The following is a 13,560-nucleotide window of genomic DNA, read 5'->3' as shown; positions in this document are numbered from 1 at the left end:
CATGCGCCTGTACCGCCGCTTCGCGAGTATTGCTGTACTTGGGCTGCCGCTGATGGCGGCGGCCCAGGTTCCGGTCATCGAGCCTGACTCCAACTCGGGCTACGGGGGAGGCTACCCTGTCGCCGCCCCTGAAAGCGGCGGTGCCTACGTCGGAGGCGGGGCGACAGCTCCGGCTTCGGCGCAGGGCATGCTTTTCCAGCAGCTGCAGCAGATGCAGGAAGAGATCGCGCAGTTGCGTGGCATGCTCGAAGAACAGCAGAACCAGATCCAGCGTCTGGAGCAGCAAGGGCTCGAACGCTACAAGGATCTGGACAGCCGCCTCTCCGGTAACGCTTCAGCGGGCAACCAGCCTTCCACGGCCGCGGCCGAGCTGGCCGGCGCAGGTTCGGGGGCGAATGCCGCTCCTACTCAGGCTGCCGCTCCTGCTGGCGATCCGGCAAAGGAAAAGCTGTATTACGATGCGGCCTTCGACCTGATCAAGGCGAAGGATTTCGACAAGGCCAGCCAGGCCTTCGGCGCGTTTCTGCGCAAGTATCCCAATAGCCAGTACGCCGGTAACGCGCAGTATTGGTTGGGCGAGGTAAATCTCGCCAAAGGCGACCTGCAGTCGGCAGGCCAGGCGTTCGCCAAGGTCAGCCAGGCTTACCCTCAGCACAGCAAGGTGCCTGATTCGCTTTACAAGCTGGCCGACGTGGAACTGCGCCTCGGTAATCGAGACAAGGCGCAGGGGATTCTGAAGCAGGTGATTGCCCAGTACCCCAATAGCTCGGCCGCACAGCTGGCACAGCGACAGCTCAATCGCTAACGCTCTGTTCGCCAAAGAACCCGCCACCCAGGCGGGTTCTTGCTTTACAATGCGCGACTTCCCTTCACTTGCAACGGAGGCGGATGGCCTGTTTAGCCGTCACGCCCGTGGCTGATATGCAACAGACCCTGCGAATTACCGAGATTTTCTACTCGCTGCAGGGGGAAACGCGTACCAGTGGCCTGCCCACGGTATTCGTACGCCTGACCGGGTGTCCCCTGCGCTGCCACTACTGCGATACCGCCTACGCCTTCAGTGGCGGCGAAACGATGACGCTGGATGCCATCGTCGACGAAGTCGCTCGCCACAGGCCGCGTTATGTCTGCGTGACCGGCGGTGAGCCGTTGGCGCAGCCGAACTGCGTGCCCTTGCTGCAGCGGCTTTGCGAGGCGGGCTACGAGGTTTCCCTGGAAACCAGTGGTGCGCTGGATATCAGTGCAACCGATCGGCGCGTAAGTCGGGTGCTCGACCTCAAGACCCCCGGTTCGGGAGAGGTGCGGCGCAATCGTTACGAGAACATCGCCGAGCTCACCGCTAACGACCAGGTCAAGTTTGTCATCTGTTCCCGCGAGGACTACGACTGGGCCGTATCCAAACTGATCGAGTACGGGCTCGATCGGCGGGCCGGTGAGGTCCTGTTCTCGCCGAGTCATGGACAAGTCGACGTTCGTGACCTGGCCGACTGGATCGTGGCGGACAACCTGCCGGTGCGTCTGCAATTGCAGTTGCACAAGATCATCTGGAATGACGAACCAGGCCACTGATCGGTGTGGTCGCACGGAGAATTGCCATGAATGAGAAAAAGGCGGTCGTCCTGTTGTCGGGCGGCTTGGATTCGGCAACGGTCGTCGCGATCGCGCGTAGCCAGGGGTTCGCCTGCTACACCATGAGCTTCGACTATGGCCAGCGTCATCGCGCTGAGCTGCAGGCGGCCGAGCGTGTGGCGCGGCAGCTTGGCGTGGCCGAGCACAAGGTCGTTGGCATCAACTTGAACGGTATTGGCGGTTCGGCGCTCACCGACACCAGTATCGATGTGCCGGAACAGCCTGGCGAGGGCGTGCCGGTGACCTATGTGCCGGCGCGCAATACGGTGTTCCTCGCGCTGGCGCTGGGCTGGGCCGAAGTGCTCCAGGCGCATGATCTGTTCATTGGGGTCAACGCGGTCGACTATTCTGGCTACCCCGATTGCCGGCCGGAGTTCATCGAGGCATTCGAGCGCATGGCGAACCTGGCGACCAAGGCCGGCGTCGAGGGCAACGGCTTCCGGATCCAGGCGCCACTGCAGCATATGAGCAAGGCCGAAATCATACGGCGTGGCACTGAACTGGGTGTTGACTATGCGACCACCGTGTCCTGCTACCAGGCAGACGATGACGGGCGTGCATGTGGGGTGTGTGACAGTTGTCGCCTGCGTGCTGCTGGCTTCGCTCAAGCTGGCCTGGCCGATGCCACGCGCTATCGTTGATGAAAAAGTGCTTGATTTGATTAATTAAATCCGTATCATGCGCCCGCATCGGGTCGTTAGCTCAGTCGGTAGAGCAGTTGGCTTTTAACCAATTGGTCGTAGGTTCGAATCCTACACGACCCACCATATCCCGCTCTGGGAGCAAAAAACCGGAACTCCAGTGAGTTCCGGTTTTTTTATAGCTGCAGTTTTTGTTCGCTTTTGCCGCTTCGCTTGTTCAGTTATTACGGCGCGTTCTTCTACGACTTTCGTATGTGAACGGTGGGGCTCCATTCGCAATAGACTGCAGGCCCTTCTGAATGTCCGTTGGTTCGAGGCTCAAATGTATTCTGATCGTATCCGCTTGTCGTCCCTGCAGAGCAAGGTCATGAGCGCCGAAGAGGCAGCCACCCTTATTCGTGACGGCATGACCGTTGGTATGAGTGGTTTCACCCGTGCGGGTGAGGCCAAGGCGGTGCCGCTGGCGTTGATCGAACGCGCCAAGCAGGAGCAGCTGAAGATCAGTCTGGTGACCGGTGCCAGCCTGGGTAACGATCTGGACGGCAAGATGGCCTCGGCCGGCTTGCTGGCCCGTCGCATGCCGTTCCAGGCTGACCCGGTGCTGCGCAAGGCGATCAACAACGGTGAAGTGATGTTCATCGACCAGCACCTGTCCCACACCGTGGAGCAGATGCGTAACCACCAGATCAAGCGTCCGGACGTGGCTATCATCGAGGCCGTCAGCATCACCGAGCAGGGCCATATCGTGCCGACCACTTCGGTGGGCAACTCGGCCAACCTGGCGATGTTCGCCGATCAGGTGATCGTCGAGCTGAACCTGGCGCACAACCTCAATCTCGAAGGTCTGCACGACATCTACTTCCCCGAGGAGCGCCCAGGTCGCGGCCCGATCCCGCTGACCAAGGTCGACGATCGCATCGGTAGCGCCGCGATTCCGGTCGATCCGGCGAAGATTGCCGCTATCGTCATCACCGAGCAGCCGGACTCCTATTCGACCGTCACGCCGCCGGACGACGAGACGCAAGCCATCGCCAACCATCTGGTCGAGTTCTTCAAGAAGGAAGTCGCCGAGGGCCGTCTGGGCAAGCACCTGCTGCCGATGCAGGTCGGTATCGGCAATATCGCCAACGCGGTGATGTGCGGCCTGATCGATTCTCCGTTCGATAACCTGGTCATGTACTCCGAAGTACTTCAGGACTGCACCTTCGAGCTGATCGATGCAGGCAAGATGAATTTTGCCTCCGGCTGCTCGATCACGCTGTCCGAGCGTTGCAACGACCGTGTCTTCGGCAACCTGGAAAAGTACAAGGACAAGCTGGTCCTGCGTCCGCAGGAGATCTCCAACCATCCGGAGCTGGTGCGCCGTCTGGGCATCATTGGCATCAACACCGCGCTGGAGTTCGATATCTACGGCAACGTCAACTCCACCCACGTTGGCGGCACCAAGATGATGAACGGCATCGGCGGTTCTGGCGATTTCGCCCGGAATGCGCACATGGCGATCTTCGTCACCAAGTCGATCGCCAAGGGGGGCAGCATCTCCAGCGTGGTGCCGATGGTCGCTCACGTCGACCACACCGAGCACGACGTGGAAATCCTCGTGACCGAGCAGGGTCTGGCCGACCTGCGTGGCCTGGCGCCGCGCGAGCGCGCCCGGGTGATCATCGACAACTGCGTGCACCCGTCCTATCGCGACGCGCTGAACCAGTACTTCGAAGCAGCTTGCGACAAGGGTGGCCAGACGCCGCACCTGCTGCGCGAGGCAGTAGCCTGGCACGTCAACCTCGAAGAGCGCGGTCACATGCTCAAGGGCGAGTGATCTGACAGAAGGCCCGCCGGGGAACCGGCGGGCCTTTTTCTTTTCTGGCGCACGCTTTCACTTTGTTCGGCGCTTCGGCTAGTATTCCTGCCCCTTCGAAATGGCAGGGTGGCGCCGGCCAGGCAGGTTCTTCCCGTGGCCGCCAGCCCCGCCTTTCGCCAGCAGCCCCCAGGTCGGGCCGTTCCTGAGGACGGATACGATCCGCGGCGTACCATGCAATCGCTTTCTTGCAGGGCCAGCGAAAGATGACGCACATACCCGAACGCATTCTTGTCCAGGCGCACCTGGCGGCCAAGCAGCCCGTTCCGCTGACGCCCGAACAGGAGCTGCAGCTGCGCGAGCAGATCGCCGAGGAGCTGCGCCGGCAGAATGCTGTGCTGGTGGCGCATTACTACACCGATCCGGTGATCCAGGCGTTGGCCGAAGCCACGGGGGGCTGCGTGTCCGACTCCCTGGAAATGGCGCGCTTCGGCAATGAGCACCCGGCGCAGACCGTAGTGGTCGCTGGTGTGCGCTTCATGGGTGAAACGGCGAAGATCCTCAACCCCGAAAAGCGTGTGCTGATGCCGACGCTGGAGGCCACCTGTTCGCTGGACCTGGGCTGTCCGGTCGACGAGTTCGCCGCATTCTGCGACCAGCATCCGGAGCGCACGGTGGTCGTCTACGCGAATACTTCGGCTGCGGTGAAGGCGCGCGCAGACTGGGTGGTGACGTCGAGCTGCGCGCTGGAAATCGTCGAAAGCCTGATGGATAACGGCGAGAAGTTGATCTGGGCGCCCGACAAGCACCTGGGTAGCTATGTCCAGCGCGAAACCGGGGCCGACATGCTGCTGTGGGATGGCGCCTGTATCGTTCACGAGGAGTTCAAGGCCAAGCAGCTTGCCGACATGAAGGCGCTGTATCCGGATGCGGCGATTCTCGTCCATCCGGAGTCGCCGGCGGCGGTCATCGAGCTCGCCGACGCGGTTGGCTCCACCAGCCAGTTGATCAAGGCCGCGCAGACCTTGCCGAACCGCACGCTGATCGTGGCGACCGACAAGGGCATCTTCTACAAGATGCAGCAGCTGTGCCCGGACAAGGTGTTCGTCGAGGCGCCTACGGCGGGCCAGGGGGCGACTTGCCGCAGTTGTGCGCACTGTCCCTGGATGGCGATGAATACGCTGGAGCGCACCCTGGACTGTCTGCGCAAGGGCAGCAACGAGATATTTGTCGATCCGGCGCTGGTGCCGCGGGCGGTCAAGCCGCTCAAGCGAATGCTCGACTTCACTCACGCGGCTCGGCTGCGCCAGGCTGGCAACGCCTGAGCTAAGCAGGCTTCGGCGTAGGCGATGAGGCTGGGCCGGAGCAGGCTAGCGCAGCATCTCCTCGACCATGCGTTTTTCTTCGGCCAGCTGTTGTTGGCGTGCATCCACCCGGGCAGCCAGCTGGAAGTTGTCTGCCCGACGCTTGGCGAAATCCAGCTGTTCGATCGCCTGGTCATAGTCGCCAACGAGCGCGAAGTACTCAGCGCGCGCCCGATGCAGGCCAACGATGTTGCCGGTCAGGCCACGAACTTCGGCGAGCTGATACCAGATATCGGGATCCTTGTCGCGCTCTGCAACGAGCTGGTCGAGTTCCTTTTCGGCCTCCGCCAAGCGGTTGAGCTTCATCAGCACATCCACGCGCGCCTGGCGTAGCGGGTAGTTGTCCGGGTACTGCGCCAGCAGGCGTTGCACCCGCGCGGCGGCCGCCTCGAGCTCGTTGGCGGTCATCTCCAGTTCAACCTGGGCCAGGTTGTAGAAGAGGTCGTCCGGTGCTCCTTTCAGCAGGCTGGCAAGGTTCTGGCGCGCTTCATTCAGCTGGCCGGCCTTGATCTGTGCGAGCGCCAGGCCGTAGCGCGCCGCATCCAGCTTGGGGTTGTCGGCCAGCATGGCGCGAAAGCGCTTGGCGCTGACCCCGGGCGTGGTCTCGAACTGGAGCTGGGTGCGGGCGCGAATGAGCTGATAGCGCAGGCTGTCCTGGCGGCCGCCGTTCGCGTACTGCTCGGCGCGGTTGCGGGTGTCGGCGATGCGCGATTCGGTCACCGGGTGGGTGAGGAGGAATTCCGGCGGCTTCTGATCATAGCGGTATTGGCGCATCAGGCGCCCGAACATCTCCGGCATCGCGCGCGGGTCGTAGCCAGCCTGCTCAAGGTTGAGGATGCCGATGCGGTCGGCTTCCTGTTCGTTCTGCCGGGAAAAGCGCCGCTGCTCCTGGATCGCGGCGGCCTGCGTGGACATGATCGCAGCGATACCGGCGTCTCCCGCGCCCGCGGCGGCGGCGACCACTCCGGCGAGCATCGCGGCCATCATCGGTAGCTGCATGCGCTGCTGCGCCTCAAGGCCGCGTGCGAAGTGCCGCTGCGAGAGGTGCGCCAGTTCGTGAGCCATGACCGAGGCGTACTCGGCTTCGGTCTGGGCATGCAGAAAAAGGCCGCCGTTCACGCCGATGATGCCGCCGGGAGCGGCAAAGGCGTTCAGTTGCGGGCTGTCGAGCAGGACGAATTCGAGACGGCGGTCCTGCAGCTGGCTAGTCTCGGTGAGGCGGTAGACGCTCGACTCGACGTAATCCTTCAGCAGCGGGTCGGAGAGCTGGCGGACCTGGCCGCGCAGCAGGCTCAGCCAGGCCCTGCCGAGCTGGTGCTCCTGCTCCGGAGAAACAATGCCCGAGCTGGCATCGCCCAGCGACGGCAGGTCGCTGGCGCTGATGGGTTGAGCGAGCAGGCAGGCAAGGGTCAGCAGAGTCGGGCGCAGCAGGTTCATTCGGGGCGGCTCTGAGGGGTGAGCGGCTACTGTAACGGCGCGCCCGTGCGCTGGCCAGACCGGCGCAAGGCTGGGTATGCTGCGCGCCTTCGCCGACGGAGAGATCGATGACCGACACCCCCCCTGCCTTCGACGCCGAGCTCGATGCCTCGGGGCTCAACTGCCCGATGCCATTGCTCAAGGCAAAGCTCGAGCTCAATCGTCTGCCCAGTGGCGCCGTATTGAAAGTGACGGCGACCGATCCCGGCTCGCAGCGTGATTTTCGCAGTTTCGCCCGGCTCGCCGGCCACCAACTGCTGCACGAAGAAGAGGACGGGGCGGTCTACCGCTACTGGCTGCGCAAGGCCTGACGGGGCGCTCAGGCGCGCGGCAGTGCCTGGGCCGCGTCGAGTACCGCCTGGGCATGCCCCGGTACCTTTACGCCCCGCCACTGCTGGCGCAGCACACCATTGCGGTCGATGAGAAAGGTGCTGCGCTCGATGCCCAGGTATTCCTTGCCGTAGAGCTTCTTCTGCTTGATCACGTCGAACAGCTGGCAGAGCTGCTCGTCCTTGTCGCAAATGAGCTCGAAGGGAAAGCCCTGTTTGCTGCGAAAGTTCTCGTGGGTCTTCAGGCTGTCGCGCGAAACCCCGAAAACGAGCGTATCGCATGCGAGAAACTGGTCGTGCAGATCGCGGAAGTCCTGGCCCTCGGTGGTGCAGCCCGGGGTGTTGTCCTTCGGATAGAAGTAGAGCACGACCTGCTTGCCTCGCAGCCCGTCCGGGCTGACCTCGACGCCGCTGGTAGCCTGGGCGGTGAATGCCGGGACGGGTTGGTTCAGTTCGACGGGCATGGGGGCTTCCTCACGGGTTCTGTGGACGCCAGGGCTCGATCAGCGCGTCGAGATTCATGGCGTCGGCGAAATCGAGAAACTGATCGCGCAGCCAGCTGATCTGCGTGCCGGCCGGCAGGGTCACCGTCAGCGTCGCGTTGAGCATGGTGCCGCCAGTCTGCGGGGCCTGGTAGGTATCGCAGGTCAGGCTTTCCAGTTCGACGCGGTGGTCGATGAAGAACTGGCAAAGCTCATTGAGAATGTCCGGTCGGTAGGCCGCGCTGACATAGGCGACATAAGGCAGCGCGTTCGGTCGGCTCTCCAGCGGTTCGCTACGCACCACGTTGGCGGTGAAGCCGTGCTTTTTCGACAGGGCGGGCAGGGCGGCTTCCATGCGGGCCAGCGCGTCCCAGCTGCCGGTGACCTCCAGGACCAGCGCGCTGTATTCACCATGCCGGGTGAGACGAGTGGTGACGACTGCGCAGCGACTCTCGTTGCTCGCGCGGCAAAGAACGTTGGCAAGTTCCATCGGACTCTTGCCCAGGGCGCTGATCACAAGGAACTGTTCGCGAGGTACGGACGGGGTGGGCATTACAGCTTTCCTGACGGTGAATCGGCGAATGGTCGGCCGAAAACGGCTAAGGGTAGCGAAAAGCGTCAGTGCTGTGAATGGACGGGGGCGCCGGGCCGGGTTCCTGGAGGGCTTTCGCAGGCACGTCCGGCTACTCGCAAAGCGCAATCGAGCCTTGTACCATTACGCCTCTCTTTTTCCGGCAGGAGTGGTTGCATGATTGCGGGCAGTATGGTGGCGCTGGTCACGCCCATGGACGCGCAAGGCGGTCTGGACTGGGATGGCCTGAGCAAGCTGGTGGACTTCCATCTGCAGGAAGGCACCAACGCAATCGTCGCGGTGGGGACCACTGGAGAATCGGCGACGCTTTCGGTCGAGGAACACATCGAGGTCATTCGTCGGGTCGTCGATCAGGTCAATGGACGCATCCCGGTAATCGCCGGTACTGGGGCGAACTCCACCAGCGAGGCCGTGGAGCTGACCGAGAACGCCAAGGCCGCCGGAGCCGATGCCTGCCTGCTGGTCACACCCTATTACAACAAGCCCACCCAGGAAGGCCTCTACCTGCATTTCAAGCACATCGCCGAGGCGGTGGCCATTCCGCAGATTCTCTACAACGTGCCGGGTCGTACGGCCTGCGACATGCTGCCGGAAACCGTTGAGCGCCTGTCGAAGGTCGCCAACATCATCGGCATCAAGGAGGCCACTGGCGATCTCAAGCGCGGGCAGGAAGTGCTCGATCGCGTCGGCAAGGACTTCCTCGTCTATTCCGGCGACGACCCGACGGCAGTCGAGCTGATGCTCTTGGGTGGCAAGGGCAATATTTCCGTCACCGCCAATGTCGCGCCTCGTGCCATGGCCGACCTCTGTGCCGCCGCGATGGCCGGCGACGCGGCCACGGCGCGCGCGATCAACGAGCGGCTGATGCCGTTGCACCAGAAACTCTTCATCGAGTCCAACCCCATTCCGGTGAAGTTCGCGCTGCACGAGATGGGACTGATGGCCGACGGTATCCGCCTGCCGCTCACCTGGCTCAGCCCGGCTTGCCGGGAGCCGCTGCGCCAGGCGATGCGCCAGTGCGGCATCCTCGCCTGAACAGATAAGGGAATATTGATGAAGCGACTGGCCGGACTCTCGACTCTTGCCCTGATGATTTCCGCCACCAGCGGTTGCGGTTGGCTGTGGGGCGACGATGGGTATTTTCGTGATCGCGGCAGCGATTATCTGCAGGCGCATCAGGTGCCGCCCATGCAGGTGCCGGCGGGGCAGCAACTGCGCCCGCTCGACCCGCTGCTGCCGATTCCCCACCAGGTGGCCGATAGCCGCGCCGCCGGTAAATACGACGTGCCGCGTCCGCAGCCGCTGCAGGGCGCGATCCAGGCCAGCGATTTCAGCGTGCAGAGCTCCGAGGGCGGCCGTTGGCTGGTCGCGCTGCGCAGCCCGGCTCAAGTCTGGGCAGCGACCCGGCAGTTCTTCACCGACAACGGCTTCGCCATCGATGAGGAGCGGCCACAAACCGGCGAGTTCTCCACCGCCTGGCAGAAGGGCTCGGAAATCAACGCCGCGTTGGCGCGCAGCCTGGGCGTCCAGGATGGCGAAGCCCGTGTACGTGTACGCATCGAACCGGGTGTGCAGCGCAACACCAGCGAGATCTTCGTCCTCGCGCTGCAACGCGACAGTGGCAGCACAGCCGATCCGGCATGGCCGGAAGCCTCCGTCAACGCCGAACTGGATCGCGCCCTGCTCGACGAGTTGCAGACCGCGCTCAGTCGCAGCGCTGACGAAGGCGGCTCGGTATCGCTGCTCGCCGAGCGCGACTACGATGCGCCGAGCCGTGTCGTCCTGACTGCCGATGGCAGCGGCAACCCGATGCTGACCCTGGACACCGATTTCGATCGTGCCTGGTCGAGCATCGGCCGCGCACTGCAGGCTGCCGACATCAAGGTCGACGACCTCAATCGCAGCCTCGGGGTCTACTACGTGAACCTGGCCGAAGGCGCCGATCGGCCGGACGAGAAGCCAGGCTTCTTCTCCCGTCTGTTCTCGAGCAAGCCGGACCAGGAGGAGATCGACGCGCGCGCCGAGCGCTATCAGGTGCGCCTGACTCGTGCCGGTGAGCAGATTCTCGTCACGCTGGACCGCAACATCGATACCGTTGCGCCCGCCGAGGTAGCACGTCGCGTGCTCGAGCGGCTCAAGGAAAACCTCGGCTGACCTGGCGCGCGGGCGCAAACCCAGGGGTGACGGCGCGCTGGCCTCGTCACCCTTATCTCTTCGAAACAAGGCGTCGGCCTGCAGCGCGGTGATGCTGCCGAATGGCGCGTCTAGGTGGAAATCGACCATGAGTACCCCGACCAATCTCAGCCTGAACAAGCTCTATTCGGGCAAGGTGCGCGATCTCTACGAGGTAGATGGCCAGCGCATGCTGATGGTTGCCAGCGACCGCCTGTCCGCGTTCGACGTGATCCTGGCCGAGCCGATCCCGGATAAAGGCAAGATTCTCACCGCAATCTCGAATTTCTGGTTCGACAAGTTCAGCACGCTGGTGCCCAATCATTTCACCGGAGACCGGGTCGAAGACGTGGTTCCTGCCGCCGAGCTGCCCCTGGTCGAAGGGCGTGCCGTCGTGGCCAAGCGCCTCAAGCCCGTTGCGGTGGAGGCGATCGTACGTGGCTACCTCGCTGGCTCCGGCTGGAAGGAATACCAGAAGAGCGGCACGGTCTGCGGCATCGCCCTGCCAGCCGGTCTGAAAGAGGCGAGCAAACTGCCGGAGCCGATCTTCACGCCTTCGACCAAGGCTGCGGTGGGCGACCACGACGAGAACATCTCCTTCGAAGAGTGCGAAGCCATCATCGGCAAGGAACTGGCCGCACAGGTACGCGACACCTCCATTGCGTTGTACCGCGCTGCCGTCGAGTACGCCGCCACGCGCGGCATCATCATCGCCGACACCAAATTCGAATTCGGCCTCGATGAGCATGGCACCCTGACCCTGATGGACGAGGTGCTCACGCCCGACTCCAGCCGCTTCTGGCCGGCTGACAGCTATGAAGAGGGCAAGAACCCGCCAAGCTTCGACAAGCAGTTCGTCCGCGACTGGCTGGAGTCCACCGGCTGGAACAAGGAGCCGCCGGCCCCGGCGCTGCCGGCCGAGGTTGCACAGAAGACCGCCGACAAGTACCGCGAGGCGCTTACCCGACTCACCGCCTGAACCCATGGCCGCAACCTGCTGAAAAAAGGCGGAAAAAGTGTGCTTGGGGGTTCGACAAAGCGACCTGAGCTGCTATGATGCGCGCCGCTGGAGAGATGCCGGAGTGGTCGAACGGGACGGATTCGAAATCCGTTGTATCCGCAAGGGTACCTAGGGTTCAAATCCCTATCTCTCCGCCATTACATAGTGCCTAAGCCCCTGAAATTCGTAGAGTTTCGGGGGCTTTTGCTTTTCTGGGCTGCGCGGTGGGCTTGCAGGGGCGGTTAGAAGAGGCCGCTGGCCAGATAGGCCGAGACGGCGGCCATCAGCAGGCCCAGCAGCACCAGCAATCCGTCGCGGGTGGTGAGGCCGATGCCGATGAGGCCGATGGCGGCGAAGGGGCCGCTGCTGGCGAAGGGAATCAGTTCCAGCGGCGGCACGGAAGCGGCCAGCACCAGGCAAAGCAGTGCGAGCAGGCGGCTGGCGTTGCGGTTGGTGGCCCAGTGCAGGCGGGGTCTGATCAGCTTGTCCAGCCAGCGGATCACCGGGCGCAGCTTGCACAGGCCGCGCTCGAGCTTGTCGCCGGCGACCTTGCGCCGGGTGAGCAGGTCCGGCAGCCAGAGGTGTTTGCGGCCGAACAGCATTTGCAGCGCGAACAGGGCGACGATCACCGCCAGCAGCGTCGGCAGGCCGGGAATGCCGCCGACCGGGCTGATCTCGACAAGCGCCGGGACGAACAGGAAGGGGCCGAAGCTGCGCTGGCCGACCTCGTCCTGAATGTCGGCAACCGATACCTGCTCGCGCTCGCGGCCGAGCCGGATCAGGCCCTCGACGAGGCCCTGCAGCTCTTCGTGCGGTTGATCGGCCATGATCAGGTCCGCTCCCGGACTCAGGCGCTGCCGGGGTATTGCGCGTCGCGCAGCAGGCCGGCCAGGTGCAGGGCGTTGCGCGCCATGCTGCGGGTGGTCTGCTGCACCTTGTCCGGCGTCTGCGGCAGATCCTTGAAATCCTGGCCCTGCATGGCTTCGCCGACCCAGTAGGTCACCGCGTTCGGCGCCAGGCTGAAGCCCAGATCGTTGAGGCCCTGGAAGATCTCGGCCGAGACGTGGTGTGCGCCGTCCTCGTTACCGACGACCGCGGCGCAGGCGACCTTGCCGAAAGAGGGCATGCGCCCGGCGTCGTCAGTCTCGCCGAGAAAGGCATCGAGCCGCTCCATTACCCGCTGGCAGATGCTCGAGGGATGGCCGAGCCAGATCGGCGTGCCGAGGATGAACACATCGGCGGCGAGAATGCGGCGGCGCAGTTCCGGCCAGTCGTCGCCGGCGCCTTCGTCGGAAGTCACGCCGGGTTTGATGTTGAAGTCGGCCGCGCGCAACAGCTCGCCGTAGGCACCGAGGTCGGCGAAGGCGCCGAGCGTCTGGCGCAGCAGCAATTCGCAGGAAGAGTCGGCGGGCGAAGGTTTGAGCGTGCAGTTGAGGGCAAAGACCGAAAGCGTCATGGGCGGCTCCTGGCTGTGAGGTTGCGAGGGCGTTCCTTCTAGGGACACCCCGTTGCCACTGCCCGCTCAGGGCGCTGGACGAACGGGCCATCAGACCGGGGCGCGGGTCAGCAGGTCCAGCAGGGTCAGCAACAGCAGCAGGAACACGAAGAACCAGGCTGTCAGCGCACACAGCCGCAACAGCGGACTTTCGTCCTGCAGGCGGGTGAAGCCCAGGAGCACGCCGAGCGCCTGCGCGCCGGCCAGCAGCATGATCAGGATGTCCCGGTACGGCAGGCGGCTGGTGGCCAGGGCGATGCTGACGCCAAGCAGCGCCAGCAGCCCCAGGTAGCTCAGCAGGCGCGCGCTCATGCCGGTCTCCCGACCAGATAGAGCGACGGGTAGAGCAGGATCCAGATCACATCGACCACATGCCAGTAGTGCGAGAACGCCTCGAGCAGGGTGATGCGCTCGGGCAGCGGCAGTCGGCCGCGGCGCTGGCGTACCCAGAACAGCAGGCCGAGGCTGAGCGCGATGATTACGTGCAGGGCGTGCAGGGCGTGCAGGGCGGTGGCGATCAGGTACAGGTTGAAGAACAGCTGCGCGCCGGTCTGCTGCAGTGGCGAAACCTGCCAGGGCATG

General features: G+C 63.8%; 16 protein-coding genes and 2 tRNA genes. 11 read left to right on the top strand and 7 right to left on the bottom strand.

The genetic code is table 11. From position 1 onward, the window contains the following. The first annotated feature begins 1 nt into the window (after window position 1). From ybgF to nadA, 6 genes are all read left to right on the top strand, one after another. Window positions 2-805 carry a tol-pal system protein YbgF gene (gene ybgF / locus CL52_RS13570; RefSeq protein ID WP_043221247.1) on the top strand — a complete coding sequence of 268 codons (804 nt, stop codon included), beginning with the start codon at window positions 2-4 and terminating at the stop codon, window positions 803-805. Between the two features lie 116 nt (window positions 806-921). Further along, window positions 922-1,569, top strand: coding sequence for a 7-carboxy-7-deazaguanine synthase QueE (queE, locus tag CL52_RS13565; protein WP_041109207.1), 648 nt, complete (start codon window positions 922-924; stop codon window positions 1,567-1,569). Window positions 1,570-1,589: 20 nt separating this feature from the next. After that, entirely contained in the window at window positions 1,590-2,270 is a 681-nt protein-coding gene (gene queC, locus CL52_RS13560; protein ID WP_256363850.1) for a 7-cyano-7-deazaguanine synthase QueC, read from the top strand. Between the two features lie 50 nt (window positions 2,271-2,320). Beyond that, window positions 2,321-2,396: transfer RNA gene (locus CL52_RS13555), tRNA-Lys, on the top strand. 196 nt (window positions 2,397-2,592) lie between these two features. Continuing rightward, window positions 2,593-4,089, top strand: coding sequence for a succinyl-CoA:acetate CoA-transferase ScpC (gene scpC / locus CL52_RS13550; protein WP_041109211.1), 1,497 nt, complete (start codon window positions 2,593-2,595; stop codon window positions 4,087-4,089). Window positions 4,090-4,334: 245 nt separating this feature from the next. Beyond that, on the top strand, window positions 4,335-5,393 hold the full coding sequence (gene nadA, locus CL52_RS13545) for a quinolinate synthase NadA (protein ID WP_043223191.1): 1,059 nt from the start codon (window positions 4,335-4,337) through the stop codon (window positions 5,391-5,393). Window positions 5,394-5,438: 45 nt separating this feature from the next. Here nadA and CL52_RS13540 read toward each other — a convergent pair whose 3' ends face one another. Further along, window positions 5,439-6,869, bottom strand: coding sequence for a M48 family metalloprotease (locus tag CL52_RS13540; protein WP_043221245.1), 1,431 nt, complete (start codon window positions 6,867-6,869; stop codon window positions 5,439-5,441). 107 nt (window positions 6,870-6,976) lie between these two features. On the opposite strand from CL52_RS13540, the gene CL52_RS13535 reads away from it, so the two are divergent. Further along, window positions 6,977-7,219, top strand: coding sequence for a sulfurtransferase TusA family protein (locus CL52_RS13535; RefSeq protein ID WP_041109215.1), 243 nt, complete (start codon window positions 6,977-6,979; stop codon window positions 7,217-7,219). 8 nt (window positions 7,220-7,227) lie between these two features. On the opposite strand, the gene CL52_RS13530 is transcribed toward CL52_RS13535, so the two are convergent. Beyond that, entirely contained in the window at window positions 7,228-7,701 is a 474-nt protein-coding gene (locus CL52_RS13530; protein WP_041109217.1) for a peroxiredoxin, read from the bottom strand. 10 nt (window positions 7,702-7,711) lie between these two features. Continuing rightward, complete coding sequence (locus tag CL52_RS13525; protein WP_041109219.1) at window positions 7,712-8,272, bottom strand: glycine cleavage system transcriptional repressor; 561 nt, start codon at window positions 8,270-8,272, stop codon at window positions 7,712-7,714. A gap of 195 nt (window positions 8,273-8,467) precedes the next feature. Here CL52_RS13525 and dapA point away from each other — a divergent pair, with 195 nt between their 5' ends. The 4 genes from dapA (at window position 8,468) to CL52_RS13505 (ending at window position 11,641) form a co-directional block, all read left to right on the top strand. Next, a complete protein-coding gene (dapA, locus tag CL52_RS13520; protein ID WP_043221243.1) occupies window positions 8,468-9,346 on the top strand; it encodes a 4-hydroxy-tetrahydrodipicolinate synthase in 879 nt (292 codons plus the stop codon). 18 nt (window positions 9,347-9,364) lie between these two features. Next, window positions 9,365-10,465 (top strand): NlpB/DapX family lipoprotein, encoded by a 1,101-nt coding sequence (bamC, locus tag CL52_RS13515; protein ID WP_043221241.1) that lies wholly within the window; start codon window positions 9,365-9,367, stop codon window positions 10,463-10,465. A 127-nt stretch (window positions 10,466-10,592) separates the two neighbouring features. Beyond that, window positions 10,593-11,462, top strand: a complete 870-nt coding sequence (locus tag CL52_RS13510; protein ID WP_041109225.1) for a phosphoribosylaminoimidazolesuccinocarboxamide synthase — start codon at window positions 10,593-10,595, stop codon at window positions 11,460-11,462. A gap of 89 nt (window positions 11,463-11,551) precedes the next feature. Next, window positions 11,552-11,641 (top strand) — tRNA-Ser (locus CL52_RS13505). 84 nt (window positions 11,642-11,725) lie between these two features. Here the strand turns inward: CL52_RS13505 and CL52_RS13500 are convergent. From CL52_RS13500 to CL52_RS21495, 4 genes are all read right to left on the bottom strand, one after another. Continuing rightward, window positions 11,726-12,310 carry an exopolysaccharide biosynthesis protein gene (locus tag CL52_RS13500; protein WP_041109227.1) on the bottom strand — a complete coding sequence of 195 codons (585 nt, stop codon included), beginning with the start codon at window positions 12,308-12,310 and terminating at the stop codon, window positions 11,726-11,728. Window positions 12,311-12,330: 20 nt separating this feature from the next. After that, on the bottom strand, window positions 12,331-12,939 hold the full coding sequence (locus tag CL52_RS13495) for a flavodoxin family protein (RefSeq protein ID WP_041109229.1): 609 nt from the start codon (window positions 12,937-12,939) through the stop codon (window positions 12,331-12,333). Between the two features lie 90 nt (window positions 12,940-13,029). Further along, complete coding sequence (locus tag CL52_RS13490) at window positions 13,030-13,290, bottom strand: hypothetical protein (RefSeq protein ID WP_041109231.1); 261 nt, start codon at window positions 13,288-13,290, stop codon at window positions 13,030-13,032. Then, window positions 13,287-13,559, bottom strand: coding sequence for a cytochrome c oxidase subunit 3 (locus CL52_RS21495; protein ID WP_052264574.1), 273 nt, complete (start codon window positions 13,557-13,559; stop codon window positions 13,287-13,289). Before CL52_RS21495 ends, CL52_RS13490 begins: the two co-directional genes overlap by 4 nt. Window position 13,560: the final 1 nt, after the last annotated feature.

The sequence above is a fragment of the Stutzerimonas balearica DSM 6083 genome, assembly GCF_000818015.1.
Taxonomy (GTDB): Bacteria; Pseudomonadota; Gammaproteobacteria; order Pseudomonadales; family Pseudomonadaceae; genus Stutzerimonas; species Stutzerimonas balearica.
The sequence above is the reverse complement of the archived record's forward strand: the minus strand, read 5'-3'. Positions and strand labels throughout refer to the sequence as shown.